We start from the raw sequence: 26,802 nt of genomic DNA on the forward strand, positions 1-26,802 counted from the left end.
CAGCTCTTGCTTGCATTCACTTGCACTCGCTTACACGCAATGAGATCCGTTTGCGTAATGATTGCGGTTCTTAAGTTTCGCTTAATTGTTCCCTGCAAGTATGTGGCACATCCCCTGTTGAGCCGCCAGAACATCGGCGGCGCTTTTTCTTGAGGGGTGCCAGAAGCGCGACCGAAAACGGTTACGCGCACAAGAAGGAGGTAAATCATGGTTGAAGAGATGGTAGTCGAACACCTGCGTGCGATGCCCGGCCATGAATGGACTCGCCAGATTCATTCCTGCAAGGTCTCCGATCCGCTGCAACCGCCCTGGGGCCGTTCATACCGGCTCGTCGAATGGACGATGAAGCACGCGCCCGAACCGAGCCGTCGCGTCGTTCCCGCCGAATGTACTCCGCTCGAAATCGCCCAGGCCGTGGTCTCTCACGTGCCGGGTCGGCGCTTCTGTCAGCAGGCTGATTAAGCGCTCCCGCTGATGTTCAATGACGCGCCGCGATCGCGTCGCAGTGGTCCAACGCGTCCTCCAGCCTGTCATTGCCCCAGAACATCTCCGCGCCGACAAAAAACGTCGGCGCACCGAAAATCCCCTTGTTGATGGCCCGTTCGGTCTGCTCGCGCAAGCGGAGCTTATTCGCGTCGCTTTGCGCGGCGTCGATCACGCTCTGCGCCGGTAAGCCAAGCGAGTCGAGCGCGTGACTGACGACATCGATTGAACCGATGTCGCGGTCGTCGACAAAATTCAACTGCATGATCTTGCGGCACCAGGCACCGATCCACGGCTCGTTCGCACCCAGCAGCGCGACACGCATCGCGAGAAGCGCCGCGCGCGGAAACGTGCTGGGGCGCGTGAGCGCAATGCCGTATTTGCGGCATTGACGCTCCATGTCTTTCCACACGTACGCGCCTTTTTCTTTCTGCAGTACGAAGGGCGAGTTGTCGAAACCGAGCTGGCGAAATACCGGACCGAGCAGAAACGGCCGCCAGACGATCGTCACGTTGCGCGCGGCCGCCAACGCTTCGATCCGCATCATGCTCAGATAGCTGTAGTTGCTGCCGAAGTCGAACCAGAACTCGATTGCGCGCGCCGTCGAAGTTGCGTCTTCATTCATCGCTGTCTCCTGAATCGGGCGAGCCATGGCATCGTCGCCTTGCAATGCTTAACAGTCGCGTCGTTGGGTCGCTGATCCTGCTGGCGCCGTCCTGAACTCGCGCTTCCGGACTCAGCGTGTTTGCACTGCCACGCGCAGGCCGAGCGAAATGAACAACACACCGATGAGCTTGTTCTGCCAGCGCGTCAACCACGTCAAACGCTTCACGAGTTTGCCCAGCGGCCGCATCGTCAGGACGATCAGCGTCGTATAAAGCGCGCTCATGGCAACGAAAATCAGCCCGAGTGTCGCGAACTGCAGAAACGTCGAGCCATGTTCGGGGCGCACGAACTGCGGCAGAAACGCAAGGAAAAACAGCGCGGTCTTCGGGTTCAGCACTTCGGCGGGAATTGCCTGCAAGAACGCCTTCGAACCCGACACCGGCGCGACGACCGGCAGGTGCGCACTCGCCTGCTTTTCGCGCAACGCGCGAATGCCCAGATAGACGAGATACGCGGCCCCGACGAATTTCACCGCATTGAAGGCCAGCGCGGACGTCATCAGCAGCGCGGAGAGGCCAACCGCGGCGCCCAGCGTATGCACGAAATCGCCAGTTGCGATACCGAGACCGGTCAGAATGCCGGCTTTACGTCCGCCGTGCATGGTGCGCGTCAAAACTAGCAGCACGGCCGGGCCTGGAATCAGAAAGAGCCCGAGCACGACGGCAACGAACGTCCCCAACGTGGATAGGTCAAGCATGTCGTCTCCTTGCGACGCGCGGGGTCTAAATGACGGGCGCGCGCTCAGCGGACCATTGTAGACGAACCCGCGAAGCTGCCCTTGCGCCTCGCTGGCACCGACGATCCGTTACCATGACGGACATCGCGCCGCCTACCGTGTGCTTCTTTTCATCCACCGACGTTTCCGCCTTGCCCACCTATACCCTGCCCGCGCCACTGAGCGCGGAACTCGAGATTCGCAAGAGCCGCTTCATCGCGCATGCGATCCCGGTCGCCGATCGCGATGCCGCGATGGCCGAATTGCAGCGTCTGCGCGACGAACATCCTGCCGCGACGCATGTGTGCTGGGCGCTGCTGGCGGGCGGCCAGTCCGGCATGTCCGACGACGGCGAACCGTCCGGTACCGCCGGTCGGCCGATTCTCGAAGTACTGCGGCATCACGATCTGGATGGCGTGCTTGCGGCGGTCGTGCGCTATTACGGCGGTGTGAAGCTCGGCGCGGGCGGTCTGGTGCGCGCGTACACCGATGCGATCGCGTCCGCGCTGCTCGACGCGCCGCGCGTCGAGAGGATTGCCCAGGTGTTGCTGGGCGTCGAAGTGAGTTATGCCGACGAAGCCAAAGTCCGTCGATGGATGGACGCCGAAGGCTATGCGCTCGTGGACAGCGCCTACGGCATGCTGGTGAAGATGACGATGCGCGTGCCCGCCAACGCACTCGATGACGCCAAGGCAACGCTGATCGATATCACGCAAGGAAAGGCGGGCTTTTTCTGAACGGCTCAGGTCCGGGCCTGACGCGGGCAATTCCGAAAACATCCGTTTGAAGGTTCGACGGTCCGGTTCGCTGCTACCATGCTGTTCTTCACCGGAATGACTCCACTGAAAAGGGCAACTCCTCTGACTTCGACCGCCGCTTTCTCCCGCATGGCTGCTGCGCGTTCGCCGTTGAGATCCGTCGTGCTCAAGGGCTGCGGCGCCATACTGCTGCCCACGCTGCTGTCCGCGTGCTCGTGGTCATGGTTCGGCCTGAACAGCAGCGCCAGCGCAACGCACACGAAGACCCACGGCACCGGCTCGCTCAGCGTCGCCCCTGCACGCGACTTCGCGTATCTGCCCGCGCGCGACGGTCATATCTCGCCGAACCGCATCGAAAATACCGGGATGACCGGGCTCGTGCTGAAGGACGACGTCAGCCTCGCGGTGCGCAATGGCGTCGCGAATAGTCTGCGAGTGGCCGGTTTTCGTATCGACGACAACAAACGCGTGCTCAGCGGCAGCATCGAAACCTTCACGGTGGACGATAGGCGCTCGCCGGCGCTGTGGACGCTGAAGATGCACTACGTGGTTATCGATGCGGCGACCCAAAAAGTCATGTACACGACCACGCGCACCGTGAAGCAGAAGTCGCCGAAATTCACCAACAACACGATCGCGATCGAAGACACGGTCAAGCTCAGCGTCGATACATTGATTGGCGATCCTGGCTTTATCAAGGCGGTGAACTGAGCACGCGGCTGGCCGAGGCGCGGCGCGGTTTCGCTACAATCCCGGCAACGCATCGCGCGCGATGCATCGTGATCTCCCGTTCGGAATGCAAGCCGTCATGTCCCTTACCGCCTGGCTATTCTTTTTACCCGCCTGCTTCGCCATCAACCTCGCACCCGGGCCCAACAACCTGCTTTCGATCAACGTGGCCGCGCGTCATGGCTTCATGAAAGCGTTCGTCGGCGGCAGCGGCCGGCTGCTCGCCTTCGCGATGATGCTCGCACTCGCCGCGACCGGTCTCGCGGTCGTGCTGCATGCGTCCGAGTGGATCTTTCTGGCGATCAAACTCGCGGGCGCCGCTTATCTGATCTGGCTCGCGATCCAGTTGTGGCGCAGCGACGCACCCGCAATCGATACGTCGCAACCCCAGGAGGCCGCGCTCTCGCGCATCGCACGGCACGAGTTTTTCGTGGCGACGGGCAATCCGAAGGCGATTCTGGTTTTTACCGCGTTCCTGCCGCAATTCGTCGACGTCGCGCAGCCGATACTGCCGCAATTCGCCGCGCTCGGCGCGAGCTTTCTGGTACTCGAATGGGTGGCGATTGCATTGTATTCGTGGGCCGGCATGTATCTCGGCAAATGGCTGATGCGCGCGCAGATCCGCCGCTGGTTCAATCGCTGCTGCGGCGGATTTCTCGCGGCAATCGGCGTGAGTTTTCTGCTGGTTCGGCGCGGCTGAGGTATCGAGGCCGACAGTCGAAGCAGCATTCACGTCGCGGTCTTGTCATAACGAATAACTAATACATCGACAGAGAAACTTTAACTATCAGCATTCGTCGCGCCACCTTATGCTCGAACCGTGACCGGCCGCGAGGTACTGCAATGCGGCATTGGGCGAACGGCTTTTTCATCGTCACGGAGCGACATCATGAAGATCTGCATCTTCGGAGCGGGAGCGATTGGCGGTTTAATGGGCGTGCAATTGGCGCGCGCCGGCGCGGACGTCAGCTTCATTGCGCGCGGCCCGCATCTGGCCGCGATGCGTGAACACGGCGCGCGCCTCATCATGGATGGCGAAACGTTCAGCGCGCCGGTGCGCTGCACCTCCGATCCACGTGAGCTTGGCGTCCAGGACTTCGTCATCGTCACGCTCAAGGCGCATTCGCTGCCTGGCGTGGTCGACACGATGCAACCGCTGCTCGGCAAGCACACGGCGATCGTCACCGGCGTCAACGGCATTCCTTATTGGTACTTCTATGAGCACGGTGGGCGCTTTGCCGGCACTCGGCTGACGAGCGTCGACCCCGACGGTTCGCAATGGACCAAGCTCGGACCCGAGCGCGCGATTGGCTGCGTACTCTATCCGGCGGCGGAGATCGTCGAACCGGGGGTGATCAAACACGTGTACGGCAAGAAGTTTCCCATCGGCGAACCCAGTGGCGAGCGCACCCCGCGCATTGAGCAATTGCACGAGATCATGCAGGCGGCCGGCTTCGAAGCGCCGATTCGCGACAACATTCGCGACGAAATCTGGCTCAAGCTATGGGGTAATCTGTGCTTCAACCCGATTAGCGCATTGACGCATGCAACGCTCGATGTGCTCACGAGTGACCCGGGCACGCGCGCGGTCTCACGCACGATGATGCTCGAAGCGAAGCGAATCGCGGATCAGTTCGGCGTGCACTTTCGCGTCGATGTGGAAAGGCGTATTGATGGCGCGGGTGCGGTCGGTGCGCACAAGACATCAACGCTCGTCGATCTCGAGCACCGCAGGCCGATGGAAATCGATCCTTTATTGACCGTCGTGCAGGAAATGGGGCGACTCGTTGCCGAACCGACACCCACTATCGACGTCGTGCTCGCACTGATCAAATTGCGCGAGAAGATGGCTTTACAGGGCAATTGACCGAGTACTCGTCAATTCCCTTTCGTCTTGCAACACGACCTGAAGGATCGGATGCCATGCATCCGATCCTTTTTCGCATTTGCCGCTATTGATCGATCGCCACCCACACCGCCTTCGGTTCCGTGAAGTTCTCGATCGCGACATCGCCATGCTCGCGACCGAAGCCCGAATCGCCAGCACCGCCCCACGGCAAACGCACGTCCGTATAGCCGTAGGTGTTGATCCACACCGTGCCCGCCTTCAGGTCGCGCGCCACGCGATGCACGCGGCTCAAGTCAGCGCTCCACACGCCAGCCGCGAGACTGTACGACGTGCCATTGGCGATTCGGATCGCGTCCGCTTCGTCGTTGAAACGGATCACGCTCGCCACCGGCCCGAAGATTTCTTCCTGCGAAATGCGCATTTCGTGCTCGACATTCGCGAACACGGTTGGCTCGACGAAAAAGCCGCGATCGCCGACGCGCGCGCCACCCGTCACGAGCGATGCACCTTCCGAGCGTCCCGTGTCGACATAGCTCAACACGGTCTTCATCTGCGCGGCCGAAATCAGCGGTCCCATCGACGTTTCGCGCAGCGACGGGTCGCCGACCTTGATCGACTTCGCGCGCGTGGCCAGACGCTCGACCACTTCGTCATACACGTCGCGATGCGCGAGTATCCGCGACCCGGCGGAGCACACTTGCCCCGTATTGAAGAACACGCCCGACGCCGCGGCTCGCACCGCATTGTCGAGATTCGCGTCGGCAAAAATCACGTTGGCCGACTTGCCGCCGAGTTCCAGCGTCACGCGTTTGAAGTTGCCCGCCGCGCCCTGCAGGATGCCTCGTCCGACCGAAGGCGAACCGGTGAACGTGACCTTGTCGATACCGGGATGCGAGACCATCGCGTCGCCCACCACGCTGCCTTTGCCGGTGACGATGTTGAGCACGCCCGGCGGCACGCCCGCTTCGAGCGCCAGCTCGCCGATGCGCAACGCGGTGAGCGGCGTGATCTCGGCGGGCTTGACGATCAGCGTGCAACCGCATGCGAGCGCGGGCGCGATCTTCCACATGCCGATCATCAGCGGAAAATTCCACGGCACGATTGCGGCGACCACGCCGACAGGTTCGCGCAACGTATAGGTCAATGCATCGGGACGCGTCGGCACCACCTGGCCGTTGATCTTGTCGCACCAGCCTGCGTAGTATTCGACGGTATCGATCGCGGCGGGCACGTCCTGACGCATCACCGCGCCAATCGGCTTGCCGCCGTCGAGACTCTCGAGCGCGGCGAGTTGTTCCATGTTCTCGCGCATCAGGCCCGCGAGACGTTGCAGGATGCGCCCGCGTTCGGCGGCCCGAATCGAATTCCATACTTTCAATGCGCCGCGCGCGGCGCGCACCGCGGCATCGACGTCGGCGGCGCTGCCTTGCGCCACCCGTGCGATCGGCTCCTCGGTCGCGGGGTTGATGTCGACGGAATATTCCCCGCTGCCTGGCGGCATGCGCTTGCCGTCGATCAGCAGATCGTGGTGCCTGAGATCGGTCTGGATTTCCATCATGAAGCTCCTTGAGTAGGACGTTATGTGGTTGACTGACGGCGCATCGATCGAATGCCGCGCGTCGCGCAAGCTTTTTGGTCGGCCCCTGTCTAAGGTTCCGGCAACAGGCTTTGCCGCACGGACCGCCAGTTGAAGCTTGGCGTCGCGGCTGCGGCAGGCGCTTCGTTCGCGATCGGCGAATGATCAGTCGTCGACGCAACGAACTGCGCCCACGCAGCAGCGGCATTGGGACGAAGCGACCGATTTCTGCGGTGCACGAGTACCGTCGTCAATGCCGTTTCGGGGACCAGCGGACGACTCACCAACGAAGCGCCCGGCGAAGGCCAATGCGCATCGACAGGCAATACGCCGACACCCAGTCCCAATTCGACCATGCGCGCTACGGCCGCGACGTGTCCGAGTTCCTGCAACGGCCGGCGCTTCGATCCGTTCGCGGCGAGTACCGGTGCGAGCGCGGCACGCACGCCAGTATCGGCATTCAGCGTTATCAGCGGACATTCGCGCAACGCGTGCCATCCGATGCTGTCTTGCCGCGCTAGCGGATGCGCGGATGGAAGCACCGCATGCAGTGGCGTAGTGAAAAGTACCTGAGCGTGCAGTAGAGGACTATCGACAGGTACAGTCACACAGACCGCGCCGAAATCCACCTCGCCCTGCTCGACACTGGCCAGTACGCTGCTTTGAGGTTGATCCTTGACCGATACGACCAGCTCGGGAAAAACCGACGCGCACTGCGCCAAAGCCCGCGGCACCCAGCCCGGTGACAACACCGGATTACTCGCGAATAAGACGACGCCCGTGTGTCCGTCATAAGCAGCGCGCTCTTCGAGCAGCGTCAACTCGATTTCGTCGAGCAGCCGGCCAATTCTTCTCTCGAGACTCGCACCCGCATTCGTCAGTTCGACCTGGCGTGTCGTGCGATCGAACAGCTTCAATTCGACCGCGTCTTCCAGTTCACGCACGCAACGGCTCACGGCCGACTGCGTCAGATCGAACTCGCGCGCCGCGCGCGTGAAACTGCGCTCGCGCGCGACCGCGACGAATACCTTGAGTTGCTGCAGCGAAACATTCATGGCATCGGTTCCGGGCGCGCGACGCTCACGTTATTCGCCAGATTGTTCGGGCCAGTGACTCATTCGCGACGCATTGCCATTGCCATGACCCGCGACGGCCAGCGCGCCCTGAGGTTCGTTGTGCGATTCGATCCAACGCGCGCGCATCGGCTTGAGGATGAACTTCGCGCAAATGCCGGCTGCGATCGTGATGACGGCGGCAAAGACGAAGACAAGGCTCCAGCCGCCCGTCGCCGCGAGTATGGACGCGATCGGAACCAGCAACGAGGCAGTGCCCTTCGCGGTGTACAACGTGCCGGCATTGGCGGCCGCGTACTTGCTGCCGAACGTATCGGCGCAAGTCGCCGGGAAGATCGAGAAGATCTCGCCCCAGAACAGGAAGATCAGCGCGGCAAAGACCATGAACGCATACGGATTGCTGCCGAACTGCATCATGCCGAGCAACGCGAGCCCCTCGCCGACGAAGATCACGAACATCGTGTTTTCACGGCCGATCTTGTCGGAGATGAAGCCGCACAGCGGACGCGTCAAGCCGTTGAAGATATTGTCGATCGACAGCGTGAGGGTCAGCAGCGGCAACGTCGCGCCGAAGACCGTCATCGGAATGCGCGCTATGCCCCAGTCTTTCGCGATCGGGCCGATCTGCGCGGTCGCCATCAAGCCGCCCGCCGCGACCGCGACGAACGACGCGTAGATCACCCAGAACACTGGCGTTCTGATCATCTGGCGCGAGGTGAAATCGACCTTCGACACTGCGAAGCGGCTCTTGCGTACCCCTGGCTGACGCAAGATCGGCCGCGTCAGGAGCATCGCGAGCAGCAGAATGCTGACGCCTTGCACGATGCCGAAGAACAGGAACGTCTCTTCATAGCCGCGGCGCGTAATCATGTTCGCAATCGGAATCACCGTCAGCGCCGCGCCTGCGCCAAAGCCCGCGGCCGTCAAACCCGCGGCGAGACCGCGCCGGTCGGGAAACCATTTGAGCGCGTTGCCGACGCATGTTCCATACACACCGCCCGCGCCTATCCCGCCAATCACCGCGGCGAAATACAACATGCCGAGCGTGGTCGCATGCGAATTGAGAATCCACGACAAACCCGCGCATACCGCGCCGGCTGCCACCACCGGGCGCGGCCCGAATCGATCGACGAGCCAGCCCTCGAACGGCACGAGCCACGTCTCGGTCAGAATGAAGATCGAGAACGCAAGCTGGATCGACGCCTCGCTCCAGTGATGCCGCGCATGCATAGGGGCCACGAATAACGTCCACGCATATTGCAGATTCGCCACCAGCGCCATGCATACCATGCCGATGACGAGTTGCCACCATCGGTTACGCCAGGACATACGGGTCGTCGATTGCTGGGTGATATCGTTCATGAGCCTTGTCTCCACTATTTATTTAGTGCAGCCGGCTTACGCGCCGCGCTGGATGTGTCCCGCCTTATCGTTATGGCCCGAGAACTTCGCTATTCGGGAAAAATCTCAATTGACGCTTTTGTGTTTCCGCAGATGCCCGAACTCGTCTTCTATAAAATTCTTGCTTTATTCCGACCAGAACCACGCTTCAGCCGGTAAGCATTACAGGTTATTCCCCGCTATTGAGTCCGCCACACCACATATCTATGCGTTAACCCGCGTATTACAGCGGCTATTCGGCTTCTTATACGTTTCATGCTAGGGTCATTGCTGAATTACTCATAATTAAAGTTTGTTATTATGTTGATTCACGTTTCCTTATACATCGACCATGACGATGCGCAATGCAACTCTGCGGCAACTGAAGGTCTTTGAAACGGTAGCGCGCCACCTGAGTTTTTCCCGCGCCGCGGAGGAATTGCATCTGACTCAGCCGGCCGTTTCCACCCAGGTCCGGCAACTCGAGGAACATGCGGGGCTGCCTCTGTTCGAGCAACTCGGCAAGAAGATCTATCTGACGCCGGCCGGCACGGAAATGCTCCACTACAGCCGCGCGATCATGCAGCAGTTCCATGAAGTCGACGAAGCGATGAGCCAGTTGAAGGGCGTCTCCGGCGGCAAACTGAATGTTGCGGTGATTAGCGCGGGCGACTATTTCTTTCCGCGCCTTCTCGCCGAATTCACGCGTCGCTATTCGGGTGTGGATCTCAATCTCGCGGTACACAACCGCGAAGAACTGCTTCATCAACTGGCGACCAATCAGACCGACCTCGCGGTCATGGTGCGTCCGCCGCACGAAACCGACGCGACCAATGAACCGTTCGCGCCGCACCCGTACGTGATCGTCGCGGCGCCCACTCATCCGCTTGCGCACAAGCGCAATATCCGCTTCAGTCAACTCGCGAACGAAGCGTTCATCGTGCGCGAACGCGGCTCGGACACGTGGAATTCGATGGAAGAAGGTTTTGCCGGCCGGCTGTCCAATCTGAAGATTGCGATGGAGATCAAGAGCACCGAGACGATCAAGCAGGCGGTCATCGCCGGCATGGGCATCGCGTTTCTGTCCGCCCATACGATCAGCCTCGAATTGCAACTGGGTCATCTGGTCGTGCTCGACGTCGAAACCTTTCCGGTCATGCTCAATTGGTATGTCGTGCATCGGAAGAACAAGCGTCTGCCACCGGTTGCCGTCGCCTTCAAACGCTTCCTGATGGAGGAAGGCGCCAATCTGATCGAAAAGATCACCCGCGTGAGGGAACTGAGCGTGCATAAGCCGTAGGCTATGGAAAGCCAATAAAACTTTAACTATTGCAAATCGATCGCGACTTCTATGCTGCAAGCGAGTTCTTTCACTTGCGAGCCGAGGAGGCCAATCATGAACCACGCTCCGGTTGAATCCCGTATCAGTACACGCAACGCTCGCACAGCGGCGGCGGATCACGAAGACCAACCCGACGATGCGCACCTGAGCGCCTACAATGCCGCGTTCAGCGATCTTGGGCTGCGGTTTCGCTGGGACCGTGCGACGCTCGACATGCTGAAAGAGTTCAATGGCGAGTTGGCGCGAATCACCGCTTATATCGAGCGCTATCACAGCCACCTGCATCGGGCGTACGATGCCGACTTTCTCGCGCAACTGATTCTGCATAGGAAGACGCAGTACTACAGCGAATTCGCCGCGACCGTGGGCGACTAGAAGCATCGAAAAAGACTCGGGCGGCGGGATCATCGTCCCGCCGTCTTCGCTATTGGCAATCCGGTCTCCTGGCGGCGCATGCATCATTGATCAGCGACGTGTAGTGAAATGAACCGGCCGCTCGTGCGCGCATTGGCGTGCATAGTCGCGCTGGCGGCCGTTGCCGCGTCTACCATCACGCCCATCCCGACTATCTGCAGAGGCGCTCACGCGCATCATCGCCGGCGTGACATCGCGAAGCGCCCACGTCTGCTCTTCCCCGCCATGCCACTCGATGTTCGCGAGCAGGCCCGGCTTGCCGATCGCCAGGCCATCGCTACGCGCGGCGAAGGCATACATGCGCGCCGCGCAACTGACGCGATTCGCCGCGTGAGCGGGATCGGCCGAGTACTCGCGGCTCAGCATCAGATGCACGCCCATTGCCAACGCCAGCGCGCCCGTCGCGAGCAATGCCGCGAGTCCGAACGGCTGTGCCTGTTCAGTGACGAAGCCGTAACCGAGCCATCCGCATAAAAACAGCGCAAACAGATTGACGACGTGATGTCCCGGCCGCGCGAGCGCCTCGAGTTGCAATGCGCCGCGCAGCTTGCAGAACGCAATCGCCGAGATCGCAAAGAGCAGCGCGCCGATCAACACGGCTGCAAACAGTTCGATGCGTTCGCTGTTCTCGCGCGCCGCTGCCAACAGGTAGCGCGTAAAGCCTGTCGACGCGACCGCCAAACCGATGCCGCTGCCAAGCAATGCAAGCATCCGGGGCCTGCGTGTCAGATCGCGTTCGCGCACGCATGAATGCCGCTGCGCCGAACGTCGGCCGAACTGTCGTCGCGAGAGCGCGGCCAACGCCACCATCAGCACCGCAATCAACGCCGCGGCGACAGTCACGGCGAGCAGCCACAACAGGTCCATCCACACGGCACTCCCACAGGCTTGCGGCATGCGTGATCCTCCGTGATGCGATGAAAAGGCAAGAGCCGCGAGGTCCGGCCCTCGTCAACCGACGTTCGCGGTATCGCCCGATCGCCGTGGCTCGTCGCGCTGCGCCGCGCTCAAGGTATTGGTCAGCGTGCCTATCCCATCGATCGTGATCGAGACCGTTGCACCGTCCTTGATCGACCCCACGCCCACCGAGGTGCCGCACGCAATCACGTCGCCGGGTTCGAGCGTCAGATCCTGCGATATCAGACTCACCTGCTCGGCCGGCGAAAAGACCATATCGGCGAGCGGATAGTTCTGACGCTCGGCGCCGTCGAGCGTGGTCAGGAGGCGCGCCGCCCGCCAGTCGAAACCGGAGACGATGGCCGGACCCAGGCAACAGAAGGTATCGAAGCTCTTCGCGCGACACCACTGCGGAAAATGCGGATTCTCGTTAAGCAGATCGGCGGCGGTGACGTCGTTGACGAGCGTGTAGCCGAAGATCGCCGCCTCTGCCTGTTGCGCATCCACGTCGCGGCAACGCTGGCCGATCACGATGCCGAGTTCGCCTTCGTAGACGATCTTGCCCGCGTAGTGACGCGGCCGGCGGATCGGCTCGCCCGCGCCGATCACCGACGCCGCCGGCTTCAGCAGAAACAGCGGATGCGTGGGCACGGGTTTGTCGAGCTTCGCCGCGAGCGCGCGATAGTTATTCCACAGCGCGACGATCTTGCCGGGCGCGCACGGCGCCAACGGCGTCAATGCGCGCAGCGACAGTACCGCGCCGGTCGGCACCGGCTGCGCGAGACTTTCGTACTCGTGCAGATAGGCGCCTTCGACACGGCCGAACACGATGCCGCCATCGCCCGACATGAACCGCATCCACGTCTGCATGCCTCGCTCCTAGATTGCGCCCGCCGTGCGCAGCGCCGTGATCTGCTCGGCCGAATAACCGAGCTCGGCCATCACTTCATCGGTATGTTCGCCAAGCAGCGGCGAGCGTTTGACGTCGGTCGGGCTGTCGGACAGCTTGATCGGATTGCCCACTGTCAGATACTTGCCGCGCTTCGGATGATCGACTTCGACGATCGTGCCGGTTTTGCGCAGCGACGGCTCCGCGGCAATTTCCTTCATCGACAGGATCGGGCCGCACGGAATGTCGTATCCGTTCAGGATCTGCATCGCCTCGAACTTGGTCTTCGTCATCGTCCAGCGTTCGATTTCGGCGAAGATCTCCTTCAATCGCGGCAGGCGCGCGGGCGCCGTCGCGTAGTCGGGGTCCGTGGCCCACTCCTCCTTGCCGATCACGTTGCAGATCTTCGCCCACACGGGCGCCTGCGTGATGAAGTAGATATAGGCGTTGGGGTCGGTCTCCCACCCTTTGCATTTCAGAATCCAGCCCGGCTGGCCGCCGCCCGACGCATTGCCCGCGCGCGGCACCGCTTCGCCGAACGTGCCGTTCGGATATTGCGGATACTCCTTCATCACGCCGGTACGGTCGAGCCGCTGCTGGTCTCGCAGTTTGACGCGGCACAGATTGAGCACGCCGTCCTGCATGGCCGCGAGCACGCGCTGGCCGCGTCCGGTATGCGTGCGTTGATAGAGCGCAGTGACGATGCCGAGCGCGAGATGCAGCCCCGTGCCGCTGTCGCCGATCTGCGCGCCGGTCACGACCGGAGGGCCGTCGTCGAAGCCGGTGGTCGACGCCGCGCCGCCCGCGCATTGCGCGACGTTTTCATAGACTTTGCAGTCCTCGTAAGGACCGGGACCGAAGCCCTTCACCGAGGCGACGATCATGCGCGGATTCAATTCCTGAATCCGCTCCCACGTAAAGCCCATCCGGTCGAGCGCGCCCGGTGCGAAGTTTTCGACCAGTACGTCGCATTTCTGGATCAGCGCTTCGAGCACCTGCTTGCCTTCCGGATGCTTGGTGTCGATCGTGACCGAGCGCTTGTTGTGATTGAGCATCGTGAAGTACAGGCTATCCACGTCGGGAATATCGCGCAGCTGCTCGCGCGTGATGTCGCCCGCGCCTGCCCGTTCCACCTTGATCACGTCCGCGCCGAACCATGCGAGCAATTGCGTGCAGGTCGGCCCCGATTGCACATGCGTGAAATCGAGGATGCGCACACCGTCGAGTGCCTTGGCCATGTCGTATCTCCTGAACGATGAGGGTTATTTGTACATGGTCTGGTTCTTCGTGCCCGGTGCGTACTCGCGCGGGTCGACCCAGATGTTGACCACCGCCGAGCGGCCGGTGCGATGAATCGCTTCGCGCGCACGCTGTAGCGCGCTCGCGATCTGCGCGGGATCGCGCACTTCCTCGCCATAGCCGCCGAGCATTTCGGCGAATTTGCTGAACGGCACGTCGCCGAGCAGATTGCCGACGTTGCCGCGTTCTTCGCCGTATTTGGCAAGCTGGCCGTAGCGGATCTGGTTCATCGCCGAGTTGTTGCCGATCACCGCGAGATACGGTGCGCCGAAGCGGTTCGCGGTTTCCATGTCGAACGCGGTCATGCCGAACGAGCCGTCGCCGTAATAGCAGAGCACTTCCTTGTGCGGGTGCGCGAGCTTCGCCGCGAGCGCGAAGCCGGTGCCGACGCCGAGCGAGCCGAGCGCGCCGGGGTCCATCCACTGGCCGGGGCGGCGCGGGCGCACCGCTTGCGCGGAGATCGTCACGACGTCGCCGCCGTCGCCGATATAGACGGTGTCGTCGGACAGGAATTCGTTGAGTTCGTACGCGACGCGATACGGATGAATCGGCGTGCTGTTCGAGCGGAACAGCGGCATCAGTTTTTCGGTTGCGCTCGCTTCGGCGTCGCGCAACTGCGCCATCCATTTGCGGCGCGCCTGACGCTTGTCGTCCTTGATACGACCGCTCGCGGCCTGCAGCACCGCGGCGAGGATCGCGCCCGGATCGCCGACCAGACCCAGATCGATATCGCGATTCTTGCCGACGGTTCGATAGTCCATATCGATCTGCACCAGCGTCAATTCCTTGCTGATGCGTCGGCCGTAACCCATGCGGAAATCGAACGGCGTGCCGACCACGATCAGCACGTCGGCATTCGCAAACGCCTGCGAACGCGTGCGATCGAAATGATGCGGATCGCCCGGCGGCAGCAGCCCGCGGCTCGCGCCATTGAAATAGCCGGGAATCTCGATGCCGCGCAGCAGCGCGATCGCTTCCTCGTGACCGCGCGCGGTCCACACCTGCTGGCCGTACAGGATCGCGGGGCGTTGCGCATCGACGAGAATGTCCGCCAGTTTCTCGATGTCGCGCGGGTCACCGATCGATTTCGTCGACGCGCGATAGCGGCCCGGCCGCGGCACGATCGCGCGCGACACGTCGACTTCGCGGTCGAGCACGTCGCGCGGAATTTCCAGGTAGGCGGGACCGGGCGCGCCGTTGAAGCATTCGCGCGCGGCCATCGAGATCATGTCCGCGATGCGCTCGGTGTGCTCGACACGCTCGCGGCGAACTTCGTGATCGGCGCCATGATGTCGACGTGCGGCAGGTCCTGCAGCGAGCCCATCTTGTGCTGCGTCAGCGCGCCCTGCCCGCCGATGTGCAGGATCGGGCTTTCCGAGCGGAACGCGGTCGCGATGCCGGTCACCGCGTTCGTGCAACCGGGGCCGGCGGTCGTCACCACGCAGCCGAGCTTGCCGGTCTGGCGCGCGTAGCCGTCGGCCGCGTGCGCGGCGACCTGCTCGTGGCGCACGTCGATGATGCGGATGCCTTCGTCGACGCAGCCGTCGTAGATATCGATGATGTGGCCGCCGCACAGCGTGAAGATCGTGTCGACCCCCTCGTTTTTCAGCGCCTTTGCGACCAGATGGCCGCCCGACACGACGCCCGCGTCGCGGGTCTTCTGCTTGAGCGTGTCGTCGGCGGTCGTGGTGGCCGTGGCCGGACTCAGGGATGAAACAACTGCAGACATGGTCATCTCCTCATCAATCGGATGTGCAACGGTTATCGACGGACGCGTCCGCTTCGATATACGTCCGGTTGCACCGACGTCTCACGGCTTCGAAGATACCGTATGTGATATATCACATTCCTTCAAGGCCAATTTCGAGACATAGACGGCGCGAAGTTTGTGCTGCTCGAGCTTGTCTGCCGCAGCTTTGCGCCGAATCTACAAGGCTCTGCGGCAGTCATTTCAAGGGAAAACACCAGGCCGTGCGTTCCACCGGTCATTGTTGATATATCACATACCATATTTTCGGGACCGTCAAGCAAGGTTTATCCCGCAGCGCGGCGGCGACCCCGTTTTGTTTGCCGTTCGCCGCCGCGCGACCTGCGCATCGCTCGAAGTGCGCGCACGCAAAAAAGCCCGCGGTGCTTGCACACGCGGGCTTTTCGCCATCAGCAGCCAGGCAGCGTCTACGCCGCCATCAATCGAGGAAATCGCAATTGGCTTCGACGAACGCCGCGAGATCGAGCGAATGCTGGCGCGTGAGCCGCTCGGCGAGTTCGGTATCGCGCTTTTCGAGCGCCTCGATGATGCGCAGATGATCGACGATAGAGCGCGCGGCCCGGTCGCTCTGCGAGATGGTCATGCGCCGGATCGCGCGCACGTGGATGAAGATGTTCTTGATCGTGTCGAGAATGATCTGCGACTTCGACAGCTCGACGATCGCCTGATGAAACGCGATGTTCGCGTCCGAATACTCGGCGATATGCTCGGCCGGCGTCGTGTCGCGGAAATTGTCGAACATATGGCGCAAGCGGCCGATTTCCTCGTCGGTCGCATGCAGCGTGGCGAGCCGCGCGGCCATGCTTTCGAGCGCGGCCCACATCTGGATCATCTCGACGATTTCGCGTTTGCTCTTGCGCACGATGTAGATGCCACGCCGCGGCACCATGCGCAGGAAGCCTTCCTGCTCGAGCAGCGTCATCGCTTCGCGCACCGGCGTGCGGCTCACGCCGAGCGATTCGCTGAGCACGCGCTCGTCGAGACGGATTTCTTCGCGATTCTGGTAGATATCCGCGTCGGCGATTGCCTGACGCAGCATCGCATAGGCCTGATCGCGCAAGCTCGCACTCGCGCCGATTGGCTGCAACGACAGGGTCAACGGGGTGGCCACTGTTTCAGTTGGAAGTTCTGACGACATTCATCGCCTCTGCTTGAACACGCGCGCGATTCGGCGCCGCCGTTTTGCCGCGCTGCTCGCCCAGACCCACGAAGCGGCCATGTTGCGATGCAGGTGCAGCGACCGATTCGGGAATCCAGTCGGTCAGCAGAACGGTGGCGGCACAGCCCAACCCAACGACGGCCATGGCGAACAGCGCAAGAGGCACGAATTCCACGTGTAACTCCGGATGATTGAGAAGATTGATCCCTCAATCATATGCTGCGACGCCGCATTTTTCAATATTCGGTATGTAGTATATCAATGACTGTTGTTTTTAAGATTACTTTCACGTTAGCACGCCGCGCGCTGCGTGGGTTCGCCCACCTGATTCCCCGCGACGGTTCTCCGTGGCGCTCGGTGTAAACACGCAAAACGCGCGCTATTCGCGCGGTCGCGAGCGATGATCGCACATTTTCTCCATCACGCGGATTGTGAATTCCGGATCGCGTCATTAACCTTCCGGACATTACCTGCGCGGATCGATCGCGTCGAAAGCCTTGCCCGGGCGGCGCGATCGATTAAAGCACATATCACATTGAAGGAGACTCGATGAGCACCACCCACCCGCAGGCCACAGTGGCCACTCACCGCAATGCGCGCAGTCGGGCTCGCAAGGCCGCGCTCGGCAGCTTTATCGGCGCCGTGGTCGACTGGTACGACTTCCTGTTGTACGGCATCGTCGCCGCGCTCGTGTTCAACGCCGAGTTCTTCCCGAACGTCGGCCCGGCGATGGGCACGCTTGCCGCGTTCGCGACCTTCGGCGTCGGCTTTCTATTCCGGCCGCTCGGCGGCTTCGTGTTCGGCCATTACGGCGACCGGCTCGGACGCAAGCGCATGCTCGTGCTCACCGTGATGATGATGGGTCTGTCGACGGCCGCGATCGGTCTGCTGCCGGCGTTCTCGACGATCGGCTGGTTGGCGCCGGTGCTGCTCGTCACGCTGCGCGCAATCCAGGGCTTTGCGGTCGGCGGCGAATGGGGCGGCGCGGCGTTGATGGCCGTCGAAAGCGCGCCCGAGAAAAAGAAGGCCTTCTACAGTAGCGGCGTGCAGGTCGGCTACGGCGTCGGGCTCGTGCTGTCGACGGGACTCGTCGCGCTGATCAGCCGCTCGATGGACAACGCCGCGTTCCTCAGCTGGGGCTGGCGTCTGCCGTTTCTGTTCAGCGTCGTACTGGTGCTGATCGCGCTGTGGATCCGCTCGAGCATGGAGGAATCTCAGGAGTTCGTCGAGAAAGTCGGCCAGCATGGCGAGCGCCGTGTGCGCCTGCCGATCGTCGAAGCGCTGCTGCGCCATCCGAAAGCCTTCCTGCTGATCATCGCGCTGCGGCTCGCCGAGCTGTTCACGATGTACATCGTGACCGCGTTCGCACTGAGCTACTCGACCACGAACCTGCACATGCCGCGTGAGTTTTTCCTGACGATCGGCTTCGTCGTCGGCGCGCTCAGCTGCGTGACGATTCCGTGCTTCGCCTGGCTCGCGGATCGCTTCGGCCGCCGTCGCATCTATATGATCGGCGCGCTGGTCGGCGTGTTCAGCGCGGTGCCGTTCTTCCTCGCGCTCGAAGCGCGTTCGACAGTATGGATCGTCGTGTTCGCGGTGATGCTTGCCAACATCGCGCACGACATGGTCGTCAGCGTCCAGCAGCCGATGTTCACCGAGCTGTTCGGCACCGAGTACCGCTATAGCGGCGCGGGTGTCGGCTATCAGGTGGCGAGCGTGGTCGGCGGCGGATTCACGCCGTTCATCGCGGTCGCGCTGGTCAGCTTCGCGGGCGGCTCGTGGCATCCGGTGGCCGCGTATCTGGCGATCGGCTGTCTGATCTCGGTACTCGTTGCAGCACGCATGAAGACCGGGCGCAAGATCGAGTGACACCGGCGGAACTCGCCGTCGATACACGACGGGCCGGCGCGGCGAAGAAGCCGCGCCGGTCCGTTTCTTTTTGTGCCGCGCGTCGTGCGCGTCTCCTTTATTGCTGACTTTGCATAGTGGCTCTAGTCGGAAGAACGAAGCAACCCGCTCGGAGCGTCCCACGATTTGCACGATCGCGTGAAGAATACCCACGTTTCACTAGGTTCACACCTTATGTCCGCCCGATTCATATTGCGAAGCCATCGTCCACGTCCTATTGTCGAGCCAGGCACGATTTTGGGTACGTGGATCCAGGCCATATGAAATGAAAGGACATATAGCGATGACGCGACGGCGTGCGCAAGTTACACTCCGCCGCCTCAAGGTATATGCACGAAGCGCCGATAAACAGAACAACTGTAAGGAGACCCACTTATGAGTAGCATCAGCGAGCCGGGCGGCCAACGAGGCTCAGCCCCATTTTTTTCCAAACAGGCCACCGTCGCACAGCCCGGCTTTTCGCGCTGGATGGTGCCCCCCGCGGCGCTCGCCGTGCATCTGTGCATCGGTCAGGCCTATGCGTTCTCGGTATTCAACGGACCGCTGACCAAAGTGATCGGCATCACCCAGTCCGCGCCCGATGACTGGTCGCTGACCGCGCTCGGCTGGATCTTTTCGCTCGCGATCGTGTTCCTCGGTTTGTCGGCGGCATTCGCGGGCAAATGGCTCGAACACGTCGGTCCGCGCCGCACCATGTTCACGGCAGCATGCTGTTTCGGCGGCGGGTTCCTGGTGTCCGCGCTCGGCGTCTATCTGCATCAGATCGTGCTGCTATATCTCGGTTACGGCGTGATCGGCGGGATCGGGCTGGGGCTCGGTTATGTGTCGCCGGTGTCGACGCTGATCCGCTGGTTCCCGGACCGCCGCGGCATGGCGACCGGCATGGCGATCATGGGCTTCGGTGGCGGCGCGATGATCGCGGCGCCGTTGTCGGTCGCGCTGATGAACCACTTTCATAGCGCAACGAGCGTGGGCGTCGCGGAGACCTTCGTCGTGCTCGGCATCGTCTACTTCATCTCGATGACGGTCGGCGCCCTCGCGATCCGCGTGCCGCCCGCCGACTGGAAGCCGGCCGGCTGGACGCCGCCCGAAGTCACGCAGCACCGGCTGATCTCGCGCAACCACGTGCATATCGATCAGGCGTTGAAAACACCGCAGTTCTATCTGATCTGGTTCGTGCTGTTCCTGAACGTGACGGCCGGGATCGGCGTTCTCGGCCAGGCCTCGGTGATGATCCAGGAGAGCTTCAAGAACACCGTGACGGCATCCGCTGCGGCCGGCTTCGTCGGATTGCTGTCGCTGTTCAACATGGGTGGACGTTTCGTGTGGTCGTCGGCATCGGACTGGATCGGTCGCAAGAACACCTACGCCATCTTCTTCGTGCTCGGCGCGGTGCTCTACTACTTCGTGCCCAGCTTTGCCGCGAACGGACAGATCGCGCTGTTCGTGCTGACGTACTGCGTCATCCTGTCCATGTACGGCGGCGGCTTCGCGACGGTGCCGGCCTATCTCGCCGACATGTTCGGTACGGCGTTCGTCGGCGGTATTCATGGACGGCTCCTGACCGCGTGGGCGGCGGCGGGTGTAGCGGGTCCGGTGCTCGTCAATTACATCCGCGCATATGAAGTCGCGAACGGTGTCGCCAAAGCGGACGCGTACACGATGACCGTGCACATCATGGCCGTGCTGCTCGTGATCGGCTTTATCTGCAACCTGCTGGTCAAGCGTGTGGATGAGAAGCACCACATGACCGATGCACAAGTCGCCAAGGGCGCGTGAGGAGATCCGTATGTCGACCGTTCAAACCGTACATCCGACCAACAAGGTGATGCTCGCGGTGTTCTGGGTGTATGTGATGATTCCGCTTGCCTGGGGGGTGATCAATACGCTGACGCAGGCGATGAAGTTGTTCAAGTGATGACCTGATGGGGTGCGCACCCCGGCCTGGTTGAGGGGCGGGGTGCCGACAGCGCGCCCCGCCGCAGTATCCCCCCTCACCGCCCCAACCCACTATGCGCGATCTGCTGCTCGACGAACTGCGCAAACAACGCATGCATATGCGTCGTCGGATGCAAATCATCGGCGAACATGTAAGTCTGATCCGCATTGGCGCTCACGTAGGTTGCCGGCGAACATAGCAGCGCGGTGTCATCGGGCGTTTTCTTCGGATCGCAGGCCTGCCCCGTATTCGACACGGTAAAACCGTTCGCCTGAAAGCTTCCGATGACCTGATTCGTCCACGTGTACGAATCGACCTCGATCACCTTCGACTGCAGCCCATCGGTTTGCAACGCGGCGTTCAACGTAGCGTTGAAAAGCTGCGACAACTGCGTGAGATTCGAGCCACCATCGGCCGAAGCGAGCCCCTTCGGCGACAGCCCGATATTCGGCAGATTGATCACCACCACATGCGTGCCGCCGTTCTGCACGATCTGCCCGACGAGCTGGGCGAGCGTCGTGGCCGCCGCCTGCACGATCGGCGCCGCGGCGGGCAGGTTGCCGGCGCGGAGCACATCGTTCGCGCCCACCCACACGAGCACGAGCTGATTGGCGTTGAAGCTGCCGTGAGCGCTCAGATAACTCGACAGTTGCTGATTGACAGGCATTTCGATGTTGCCGATGACGTCGCTCAGATAGTCGTACTGGTTCGCCGGCGTCGCCACCGTCGAGCCCCCTTCCGCGTAACCGAGGCCGCTCTGCGCACTCAGCTTATGCGTGAAATCGATCGTGAACGCGGCGCTGAGCGTATCGCCGTAGTATTGCGCGACCTCCTGGGCCCACACCTGGCCGGGGTTGGTCGTGAAACGCCCGCCTCCCACCGCGCTCGCGAGCGGCGCATAAGTCCCGACGTCCGACAGGCTGTCGCCGAACGTCACGACCTGCAGCTTGACGCCGCCAGCCGGCTCGGCCGCCGTGCCGCCGCCGCTACTCGACCCGCCGCTTCCGTTACCGCCCCCGCCGCAAGCCGAGAGCAGCACGATCGACATGGCAAAAACTACAGCGCGGACCTTGTCATTTATGCCTCGCATTTGCTCCTCCTCGCCGGGCGGGCCAGCGGTGTCGAGTGCCTCACGTGCGTGGTCGGTGCCGGATCGGTACCTGACCGCACGCGGCTCTTCGAACAAGCATCGCGTGTGCCCAGCAAGGAAATGCGGCTCGCTCAAAGCCTCTCGAACACCACCTCCTGCGCGCCTTCCCACAGCACCTTCGTGCCGAGCTCGCGCAGTTTTTCCTTGCCTTCGACGATCGTCAGAAAATGATTGCCCGCGAGTTGCCCCATCTTGCTCGCAAAGCAGCATGAACCATATGCGAGGATGATCTCGGTCTCGCTATAGCCGCCCGGATAGAACAGGATGTCGCCGACCGATGGATGGCTCGTGTGATTCTCGAAGCCGACCGCGACGCCGTCGTTCTCGAGCTTGAATTCGCCGAGCGGCACCCAGCAGCCCTCACCGCTCCAGCGCACATGGATCAGCTTCTGCCGGTACGGCAGCAGCTTCAGGAACGCGGCCACGGTCTGCGGCGCATCGGGATGGGTTTCGGCGATGAAGGCGTGGCCGCAGGCGGTCATCTTGAGTCGGGTCATGGCGCGTTATCCGGTATGTGGGGTTCAAAAGCGGTTCGATTCTGTCGTCCGATGCAAGGTTTCGACAGATACAGTTGTCGGCGCCGCGGTCAGTCCAGTTAGGCCACGTCCGATCGCGGGCGGCCGGCCGAACCGCGAAGCCTTGCTCCACGTGCCATGCCAGTTTGCACCGCGCGCCGCCACGAAAGTTCGTAGTTTGCAAGCCGCGCAATGCAAAGCACACTGCGCAAGTGCGTGATTCCGACTGTAGAAAGGCGAGCCGCTACGGCGTGCGCAGGCAAGCATCAGCCGGCGTGCATCTCAAGCGCGCAGCCGGTAGGCGAGCGGCGTCGCACCATAGCCACGCTTGAACTGCACGGAGAAATGACTGGCATTCTCGAAGCCAACTTCGAGCGCGATTTGCAGCACGGTTCGATCCGTGGCGCGCAGCAGCCTCGCCGCTTCCTCGAGCCGCAAGCGCGTCACGAACTGATGCGGCGTCTCCCCGGTCTCGCGGCGAAACACCCGAGCAAAATGAAAACTGCTTAGGCCGGCCTGCTCGGCCAGTTCGGCGATCGCCAGATCTTCGGCGAGATTGGTGCGGATGTACTCGGTCACTCGGCGAATCCGGCGCGGCACCAGCCGTTCGGGCCGCGTCGCGCCGCCGCGCCGCGCATCGTTGCCGCTCGAATAGTGCTGCAGCAGGTGCGCGGCGAGCGCGTGAGCCAGCGTATCGACATACAGACGCGAATCGGCCGGATCGCGGGCGGCGCGATGCAGCGCGGCAAGCATCGCGGCGATCAGCGGATCGTGGAAGCGCATCGCGTCGCCGAGCGACAGTTCACGCGACGCGTCGAGCCCCATCTGTTGCGCGACGCTGTCGATCAAATCGCGCTCGATGTGCACGTGCAACGTAGACAACGGCTCGTCGCTGATCGAATGCCAGCGCCACGAGATCGGCGTGGGCGGCACGAACCACAGGTCGTTCACGCGCATATCGGCGCTTTCCCAAGCTCCGCCGAGGTTGCGTTCGAGATGCTCGGCGCCGCTCGCGAGCGTCATCAGCGTGAAGTCGCGCAAACCGGGCGCTTCGAGCAGGTCTTGCCGCACCGGCTCGAGATACGAGCGCAGCACCAGATGCCGCCACTCGCGATCCACGCTCGACACGAGTCGCTGGCCGGCCATGTAGCGGTCGTAGGCGAGCGTCGTCGTGAGCTTGGGAATTCGTGCCATCACATCCCCTCGAAGGAGGTGCCGTATGGAAGGAGAAACGCCGCCGTACCCGTATTGCCGGTCCACTGTCAGCGCAAGATCACAAAAATGATAGCAAGGAACCGGCTACCGACCTTTCACGAAATCGCTAATCATTGAGGTTGTCGTCTTTCACGCGTTTAGAACGCCGGAGCTACCGTTTCATGGAACATGAATGCGATACGCTGCCGCAATGGCTGACCGGCTCGCCGCAAGGCGAAGCCGGGCACGCGTCGGCAGCACACCCGAGAGCGGCATCCGCCCAACCGGCTTACCCGGCCGGCGCGCGGCACGCCGCGCAATCAGCCCACGCGGCTGAAGCAGTGAAGATGTCTCCCCGCGCCGCGAATGGTGCGGGTCGCAGTGGCTTTCTGACTCTGTTCACCGAGGAAGAAATCGGCACGCCGTCGCCCTCGGCGGGGCGGGCCGCGCCGCTGATCGGTCCGCTCGGACGGTTCGGCAGCGCGCAGGACCGCATGGAGTTCGTGCGTCGGCGCATCAGGCAATTGGGCTTCGACTCGTTCAGCTATACCGCCACGCGCACGTCTTCGCATCACAAGACCATGTTCGTGTTGACGAGCTACGAGTCGCAGGCATGGCTCACGCGCTATTTCCGCGAGCGCTATTTCGAGCTCGATCCGCGCGTCGCGCTCGCGTCGCCGACCGGCATGCCGTTTCTGTGGAATACCGCCGACCTGCGCGCCGACCTGCCGCGCGCGCAGCTGCGCAGCGAGCGGCTCGGCGCGCTGATCGACATGCTGGAGGCGACCGACCGCAAGAGCGGCATTCTCACGCAGATGCCGCTGCCGGAGCCGGAGCTGAGCGCGAGCCTGTGCTTCAATTCGGAGATCGGCAACCCGCGCTGGATGACCGAATCGATCGTCGCGGAAACGCTGATGTTCGCGCACTCGATTCATGAGTTCATCTGGATGCACGCGAAAAGCGTGATCGGCATCGCGCCCGCGCAGCAGCAGCGCGTCGCGCTGAGCACGCTGCAGCACGCGGTGCTGAAGGCGGTCGTGCAGGGGCAGCGCGACAAGGAAATCGCGTATTTCCTCGGGCTGTCGCCGCATAACGTCGACTATCATCTGCGGCGCTTGCGGCAGCTGTTCAACGTGCGCAACCGCGTGCAGTTGATCAATGTCGCACAGGCGTATCTGTTGTAGTTGTAGTCGGCGTCTGCGCGTATCGATGAAGAGGGCGCGACGGCTTTTCGCTGTCGCGCCCTCTGCTAATCCCGCGGTCTTATCAGCTTTTCAATCGATAGCCGGTCCTGAAGATCCAGCCGACGATCACGAGGAACACCGCGAGGAACAGCAGTGTCATGCCGAGACTCAGGCCGACGCCGACGTCGCCCAGCTCGTAGAAGCTCCAGCGAAATCCGCTGACCAGATAAACGATCGGATTGAACAGCGTGACGGCGTGCCAGAACGGCGGCAGCATGTCCACCGAATAGAAGGCGCCGCCGAGAAACGTGAGCGGCGTGACGATCAGGAGCGGCACCAGTTGCAGCTTCTCGAAGCTGTCCGCCCAGATGCCGATGATGAAGCCGAGCAGACTGAACGTGACGGCCGTCAGCACGAGAAACAGCACCATCCAGAATGGATGCATGATCTGCAACGGCACGAATAGCGCGGCGGTCGCGAGAATGATGAGCCCGAGCAGGATCGACTTGGTGGCCGCCGCGCCCACATAGCTGACGACGATCTCCAGATACGATACGGGCGCCGACAGCAGCTCGTAGATCGTGCCCGTGAAACGCGGGAAGTAAATCCCGAACGACGCGTTCGCGATGCTTTGCGACAGCAGCGACAACATGATCAGACCCGGCACGATGAACGCGCCGTAGCTGATGCCCTCCACTTCCTTGATACGCGAGCCGATCGCCGAGCCGAACACGACGAAGTACAGCGACGTGGAAATCACCGGCGCGATGATGCTTTGCATCAGCGTGCGCCACGTGCGCGCCATTTCGAACTTGTAGATCGCGCGCATTGCGTAGATGTTCATGGGTTCCCCCGCAGCAGACTGACGAAAATGTCTTCGAGCGAACTCTGCGTGGTGTGCAGGTCCTTGAAGCGGATACCGGCGTCGTCGAGCGATTTCAGCAGCGCGATGATGTCGGTGCGCCCGCCCTCGCCTTCATAGGTGTAGGTCAGTTCGTTGCCGCCGTTCGCGACCGCGAGCCCGTAGCCGGCGAGCGAAGCCGGCACCGTGTCGAGGGGGCTCTCCAGTTGCAGCGTCAACTGCTTCGTGCCGAGCTTGCGCATTAGCTCGGTCTTCTCTTCGACCAGCATGATTTCGCCCGCGTTGATCACGCCGATGCGGTCGGCCATCTCCTCGGCTTCGTCGATGTAATGCGTGGTCAGGATGATCGTCACGCCGCTCGCCGCGAGCGAGCGCACGAGCTTCCACATGTCGCGCCGCAGCTCGACGTCGACGCCGGCGGTCGGCTCGTCGAGAAACAGCACGCGCGGCTCGTGCGACAGCGCCTTCGCGATCAACACGCGCCGCTTCATGCCGCCCGACAGCGTGATGATCTTGTTGTCGCGTTTCTCCCATAGCGACAGGTCGCGCAGCACTTTCTCGATGTAAGCGGGGTTCTTCGGCTTGCCGAACAGGCCGCGGCTGAACGACACGGTGGCCCAGACGGTTTCGAACGCGTCCGTGGTCAACTCCTGCGGCACGAGGCCGATCAGCGAGCGGGCCGCGCGATAGTTGGAGCCGATGTCATGGCCGTCCACCGTCACGCCGCCTTCGCTCGCGTTGACGATGCCGCAGACGATGCTGATCAGCGTGGTCTTGCCCGCGCCGTTCGGCCCGAGCAGCGCGAAGATTTCTCCACGGTGGATCGCCAGATTGATGTTCTTCAGCGCCTGAAAACCGCTGGCATAGGTTTTCGACAGATTCGTGACCGAAACGATTGGCTGCATGGACTCGATGATGGCCGACACCGCTGTTGAATGACAGGAAACGGCGCGAAGGAACGCGCCGCATCCGCAATGTAATGGAAAGTGCGAAAGCGTGCAGCGCACGCGAGCGGACGAACAGATCGTGCGGTTGCGGCGCTACGTGCGCGAA

26 protein-coding genes and 1 pseudogene are annotated in these 26,802 nt (G+C 62.2%); 11 read left to right on the top strand and 16 right to left on the bottom strand.

The window, feature by feature from the left end; all coding sequences use genetic code 11:
* Positions 1-207 precede the first annotated feature (207 nt).
* Positions 208-462: a DUF2866 domain-containing protein gene (locus tag OKW27_RS17690; protein WP_429334251.1), complete on the top strand. Its 255-nt coding sequence runs from the start codon at positions 208-210 to the stop codon at positions 460-462.
* A 16-nt stretch (positions 463-478) separates the two neighbouring features.
* On the opposite strand, the gene OKW27_RS17695 is transcribed toward OKW27_RS17690, so the two are convergent.
* Together OKW27_RS17695 and OKW27_RS17700 are read right to left on the bottom strand one after the other, a co-directional pair.
* Positions 479-1,108, bottom strand: coding sequence for a 2-hydroxychromene-2-carboxylate isomerase (locus OKW27_RS17695; protein WP_429334252.1), 630 nt, complete (start codon positions 1,106-1,108; stop codon positions 479-481).
* Between the two features lie 111 nt (positions 1,109-1,219).
* The gene (locus tag OKW27_RS17700) at positions 1,220-1,846 is read right to left on the bottom strand and encodes a LysE family translocator (RefSeq protein WP_090809317.1); all 627 of its coding nucleotides are present in this window, start codon (positions 1,844-1,846) and stop codon (positions 1,220-1,222) included.
* A 113-nt stretch (positions 1,847-1,959) separates the two neighbouring features.
* Between OKW27_RS17700 and OKW27_RS17705 the strand changes: the two genes are divergently transcribed.
* From OKW27_RS17705 to OKW27_RS17720, 4 genes are all read left to right on the top strand, one after another.
* Positions 1,960-2,601 (top strand): IMPACT family protein, encoded by a 642-nt coding sequence (locus OKW27_RS17705; protein WP_262420055.1) that lies wholly within the window; start codon positions 1,960-1,962, stop codon positions 2,599-2,601.
* A 150-nt stretch (positions 2,602-2,751) separates the two neighbouring features.
* Positions 2,752-3,333, top strand: coding sequence for a hypothetical protein (locus OKW27_RS17710; protein ID WP_187613603.1), 582 nt, complete (start codon positions 2,752-2,754; stop codon positions 3,331-3,333).
* A 97-nt stretch (positions 3,334-3,430) separates the two neighbouring features.
* Positions 3,431-4,051: a LysE family translocator gene (locus OKW27_RS17715; RefSeq protein WP_429334253.1), complete on the top strand. Its 621-nt coding sequence runs from the start codon at positions 3,431-3,433 to the stop codon at positions 4,049-4,051.
* Positions 4,052-4,240: 189 nt separating this feature from the next.
* Positions 4,241-5,218 (top strand): 2-dehydropantoate 2-reductase, encoded by a 978-nt coding sequence (locus tag OKW27_RS17720; RefSeq protein WP_429334254.1) that lies wholly within the window; start codon positions 4,241-4,243, stop codon positions 5,216-5,218.
* Between the two features lie 85 nt (positions 5,219-5,303).
* On the opposite strand, the gene OKW27_RS17725 is transcribed toward OKW27_RS17720, so the two are convergent.
* The 3 genes from OKW27_RS17725 to oxlT all read right to left on the bottom strand — a co-directional run bounded on the left by OKW27_RS17725 (position 5,304) and on the right by oxlT (position 9,211).
* Positions 5,304-6,755, bottom strand: coding sequence for an aldehyde dehydrogenase family protein (locus tag OKW27_RS17725; RefSeq protein WP_429334626.1), 1,452 nt, complete (start codon positions 6,753-6,755; stop codon positions 5,304-5,306).
* A 92-nt stretch (positions 6,756-6,847) separates the two neighbouring features.
* Positions 6,848-7,831 (bottom strand): LysR family transcriptional regulator, encoded by a 984-nt coding sequence (locus OKW27_RS17730; protein ID WP_429334255.1) that lies wholly within the window; start codon positions 7,829-7,831, stop codon positions 6,848-6,850.
* 30 nt (positions 7,832-7,861) lie between these two features.
* Positions 7,862-9,211: an oxalate/formate MFS antiporter gene (gene oxlT, locus OKW27_RS17735; RefSeq protein WP_090809285.1), complete on the bottom strand. Its 1,350-nt coding sequence runs from the start codon at positions 9,209-9,211 to the stop codon at positions 7,862-7,864.
* A 370-nt stretch (positions 9,212-9,581) separates the two neighbouring features.
* Between oxlT and OKW27_RS17740 the strand changes: the two genes are divergently transcribed.
* Complete coding sequence (locus OKW27_RS17740) at positions 9,582-10,529, top strand: LysR family transcriptional regulator (protein WP_090809283.1); 948 nt, start codon at positions 9,582-9,584, stop codon at positions 10,527-10,529.
* A gap of 96 nt (positions 10,530-10,625) precedes the next feature.
* Positions 10,626-10,946 carry a hypothetical protein gene (locus tag OKW27_RS17745; protein ID WP_090809281.1) on the top strand — a complete coding sequence of 107 codons (321 nt, stop codon included), beginning with the start codon at positions 10,626-10,628 and terminating at the stop codon, positions 10,944-10,946.
* A 90-nt stretch (positions 10,947-11,036) separates the two neighbouring features.
* On the opposite strand, the gene OKW27_RS17750 is transcribed toward OKW27_RS17745, so the two are convergent.
* From OKW27_RS17750 to OKW27_RS17775, 6 genes and pseudogenes are all read right to left on the bottom strand, one after another.
* Positions 11,037-11,882 (bottom strand): NAD(P)(+) transhydrogenase (Re/Si-specific) subunit beta, encoded by an 846-nt coding sequence (locus OKW27_RS17750; RefSeq protein ID WP_244144962.1) that lies wholly within the window; start codon positions 11,880-11,882, stop codon positions 11,037-11,039.
* A 54-nt stretch (positions 11,883-11,936) separates the two neighbouring features.
* A complete protein-coding gene (locus OKW27_RS17755) occupies positions 11,937-12,752 on the bottom strand; it encodes a fumarylacetoacetate hydrolase family protein (protein WP_429334256.1) in 816 nt (271 codons plus the stop codon).
* A gap of 9 nt (positions 12,753-12,761) precedes the next feature.
* Positions 12,762-14,009: a formyl-CoA transferase gene (gene frc, locus OKW27_RS17760; protein ID WP_090809275.1), complete on the bottom strand. Its 1,248-nt coding sequence runs from the start codon at positions 14,007-14,009 to the stop codon at positions 12,762-12,764.
* Positions 14,010-14,033: 24 nt separating this feature from the next.
* Positions 14,034-15,799, bottom strand: a pseudogene (locus OKW27_RS17765) (thiamine pyrophosphate-binding protein).
* A gap of 457 nt (positions 15,800-16,256) precedes the next feature.
* Entirely contained in the window at positions 16,257-16,976 is a 720-nt protein-coding gene (locus OKW27_RS17770) for a GntR family transcriptional regulator (RefSeq protein WP_013091210.1), read from the bottom strand.
* Positions 16,954-17,172 carry a hypothetical protein gene (locus OKW27_RS17775; protein ID WP_184010619.1) on the bottom strand — a complete coding sequence of 73 codons (219 nt, stop codon included), beginning with the start codon at positions 17,170-17,172 and terminating at the stop codon, positions 16,954-16,956. The genes OKW27_RS17770 and OKW27_RS17775 overlap by 23 nt, the downstream gene beginning before the upstream one ends.
* Before the next feature lie 374 nt (positions 17,173-17,546).
* Between OKW27_RS17775 and shiA the strand changes: the two genes are divergently transcribed.
* The 3 genes from shiA (at position 17,547) to OKW27_RS17790 (ending at position 20,823) form a co-directional block, all read left to right on the top strand.
* Positions 17,547-18,866 carry a shikimate transporter gene (shiA, locus tag OKW27_RS17780; protein WP_429334257.1) on the top strand — a complete coding sequence of 440 codons (1,320 nt, stop codon included), beginning with the start codon at positions 17,547-17,549 and terminating at the stop codon, positions 18,864-18,866.
* Positions 18,867-19,280: 414 nt separating this feature from the next.
* Complete coding sequence (locus tag OKW27_RS17785; protein WP_429334258.1) at positions 19,281-20,684, top strand: L-lactate MFS transporter; 1,404 nt, start codon at positions 19,281-19,283, stop codon at positions 20,682-20,684.
* Between the two features lie 10 nt (positions 20,685-20,694).
* On the top strand, positions 20,695-20,823 hold the full coding sequence (locus OKW27_RS17790; protein ID WP_090809263.1) for an MFS transporter small subunit: 129 nt from the start codon (positions 20,695-20,697) through the stop codon (positions 20,821-20,823).
* A gap of 76 nt (positions 20,824-20,899) precedes the next feature.
* On the opposite strand, the gene OKW27_RS17795 is transcribed toward OKW27_RS17790, so the two are convergent.
* The 3 genes from OKW27_RS17795 to OKW27_RS17805 all read right to left on the bottom strand — a co-directional run bounded on the left by OKW27_RS17795 (position 20,900) and on the right by OKW27_RS17805 (position 23,703).
* Entirely contained in the window at positions 20,900-21,934 is a 1,035-nt protein-coding gene (locus tag OKW27_RS17795) for an SGNH/GDSL hydrolase family protein (RefSeq protein WP_090810433.1), read from the bottom strand.
* 131 nt (positions 21,935-22,065) lie between these two features.
* Complete coding sequence (locus OKW27_RS17800; protein WP_018424716.1) at positions 22,066-22,491, bottom strand: DUF3830 family protein; 426 nt, start codon at positions 22,489-22,491, stop codon at positions 22,066-22,068.
* A gap of 300 nt (positions 22,492-22,791) precedes the next feature.
* Positions 22,792-23,703, bottom strand: a complete 912-nt coding sequence (locus OKW27_RS17805) for a helix-turn-helix domain-containing protein (protein ID WP_429334259.1) — start codon at positions 23,701-23,703, stop codon at positions 22,792-22,794.
* Between the two features lie 182 nt (positions 23,704-23,885).
* On the opposite strand from OKW27_RS17805, the gene OKW27_RS17810 reads away from it, so the two are divergent.
* Positions 23,886-24,887 carry an autoinducer binding domain-containing protein gene (locus OKW27_RS17810; protein WP_429334260.1) on the top strand — a complete coding sequence of 334 codons (1,002 nt, stop codon included), beginning with the start codon at positions 23,886-23,888 and terminating at the stop codon, positions 24,885-24,887.
* Between the two features lie 82 nt (positions 24,888-24,969).
* Here OKW27_RS17810 and OKW27_RS17815 read toward each other — a convergent pair whose 3' ends face one another.
* Together OKW27_RS17815 and OKW27_RS17820 are read right to left on the bottom strand one after the other, a co-directional pair.
* On the bottom strand, positions 24,970-25,731 hold the full coding sequence (locus OKW27_RS17815) for an ABC transporter permease (protein ID WP_187613587.1): 762 nt from the start codon (positions 25,729-25,731) through the stop codon (positions 24,970-24,972).
* Positions 25,728-26,654 carry an ABC transporter ATP-binding protein gene (locus OKW27_RS17820; protein ID WP_090810431.1) on the bottom strand — a complete coding sequence of 309 codons (927 nt, stop codon included), beginning with the start codon at positions 26,652-26,654 and terminating at the stop codon, positions 25,728-25,730. Before OKW27_RS17820 ends, OKW27_RS17815 begins: the two co-directional genes overlap by 4 nt.
* Between the last annotated feature and the right edge of the window lie 148 nt (positions 26,655-26,802).

Source organism: Paraburkholderia sp. 35.1 (assembly GCF_050436525.1).
In the GTDB taxonomy this organism is placed as follows: Bacteria; Pseudomonadota; Gammaproteobacteria; order Burkholderiales; family Burkholderiaceae; genus Paraburkholderia; species Paraburkholderia tuberum.

Bases quoted from the DNA above. Each gene is read 5' to 3' on its own strand.
- OKW27_RS17730 (WP_429334255.1), bottom strand. From the start codon at position 7,831: ATGAATGTTTCGCTGCAGCAACTCAAGGTATTCGTCGCGGTCGCGCGC.
- OKW27_RS17790 (WP_090809263.1), top strand. From the start codon at position 20,695: ATGTCGACCGTTCAAACCGTACATCCGACCAACAAGGTGATGCTCGCG.
- OKW27_RS17750 (WP_244144962.1), bottom strand. From the start codon at position 11,882: ATGCCGCAAGCCTGTGGGAGTGCCGTGTGGATGGACCTGTTGTGGCTG.
- OKW27_RS17805 (WP_429334259.1), bottom strand. From the start codon at position 23,703: ATGGCACGAATTCCCAAGCTCACGACGACGCTCGCCTACGACCGCTAC.
- OKW27_RS17715 (WP_429334253.1), top strand. From the start codon at position 3,431: ATGTCCCTTACCGCCTGGCTATTCTTTTTACCCGCCTGCTTCGCCATC.
- OKW27_RS17695 (WP_429334252.1), bottom strand. From the start codon at position 1,108: ATGAATGAAGACGCAACTTCGACGGCGCGCGCAATCGAGTTCTGGTTC.
- OKW27_RS17800 (WP_018424716.1), bottom strand. From the start codon at position 22,491: ATGACCCGACTCAAGATGACCGCCTGCGGCCACGCCTTCATCGCCGAA.
- OKW27_RS17795 (WP_090810433.1), bottom strand. From the start codon at position 21,934: ATGCGAGGCATAAATGACAAGGTCCGCGCTGTAGTTTTTGCCATGTCG.
- OKW27_RS17705 (WP_262420055.1), top strand. From the start codon at position 1,960: ATGACGGACATCGCGCCGCCTACCGTGTGCTTCTTTTCATCCACCGAC.
- OKW27_RS17745 (WP_090809281.1), top strand. From the start codon at position 10,626: ATGAACCACGCTCCGGTTGAATCCCGTATCAGTACACGCAACGCTCGC.
- frc (WP_090809275.1), bottom strand. From the start codon at position 14,009: ATGGCCAAGGCACTCGACGGTGTGCGCATCCTCGATTTCACGCATGTG.
- oxlT (WP_090809285.1), bottom strand. From the start codon at position 9,211: ATGAACGATATCACCCAGCAATCGACGACCCGTATGTCCTGGCGTAAC.
- OKW27_RS17690 (WP_429334251.1), top strand. From the start codon at position 208: ATGGTTGAAGAGATGGTAGTCGAACACCTGCGTGCGATGCCCGGCCAT.
- shiA (WP_429334257.1), top strand. From the start codon at position 17,547: ATGAGCACCACCCACCCGCAGGCCACAGTGGCCACTCACCGCAATGCG.
- OKW27_RS17710 (WP_187613603.1), top strand. From the start codon at position 2,752: ATGGCTGCTGCGCGTTCGCCGTTGAGATCCGTCGTGCTCAAGGGCTGC.
- OKW27_RS17770 (WP_013091210.1), bottom strand. From the start codon at position 16,976: ATGTCGTCAGAACTTCCAACTGAAACAGTGGCCACCCCGTTGACCCTG.
- OKW27_RS17755 (WP_429334256.1), bottom strand. From the start codon at position 12,752: ATGCAGACGTGGATGCGGTTCATGTCGGGCGATGGCGGCATCGTGTTC.
- OKW27_RS17785 (WP_429334258.1), top strand. From the start codon at position 19,281: ATGAGTAGCATCAGCGAGCCGGGCGGCCAACGAGGCTCAGCCCCATTT.
- OKW27_RS17700 (WP_090809317.1), bottom strand. From the start codon at position 1,846: ATGCTTGACCTATCCACGTTGGGGACGTTCGTTGCCGTCGTGCTCGGG.
- OKW27_RS17810 (WP_429334260.1), top strand. From the start codon at position 23,886: ATGGAACATGAATGCGATACGCTGCCGCAATGGCTGACCGGCTCGCCG.
- OKW27_RS17815 (WP_187613587.1), bottom strand. From the start codon at position 25,731: ATGAACATCTACGCAATGCGCGCGATCTACAAGTTCGAAATGGCGCGC.
- OKW27_RS17740 (WP_090809283.1), top strand. From the start codon at position 9,582: ATGACGATGCGCAATGCAACTCTGCGGCAACTGAAGGTCTTTGAAACG.
- OKW27_RS17820 (WP_090810431.1), bottom strand. From the start codon at position 26,654: ATGCAGCCAATCGTTTCGGTCACGAATCTGTCGAAAACCTATGCCAGC.
- OKW27_RS17720 (WP_429334254.1), top strand. From the start codon at position 4,241: ATGAAGATCTGCATCTTCGGAGCGGGAGCGATTGGCGGTTTAATGGGC.
- OKW27_RS17725 (WP_429334626.1), bottom strand. From the start codon at position 6,755: ATGGAAATCCAGACCGATCTCAGGCACCACGATCTGCTGATCGACGGC.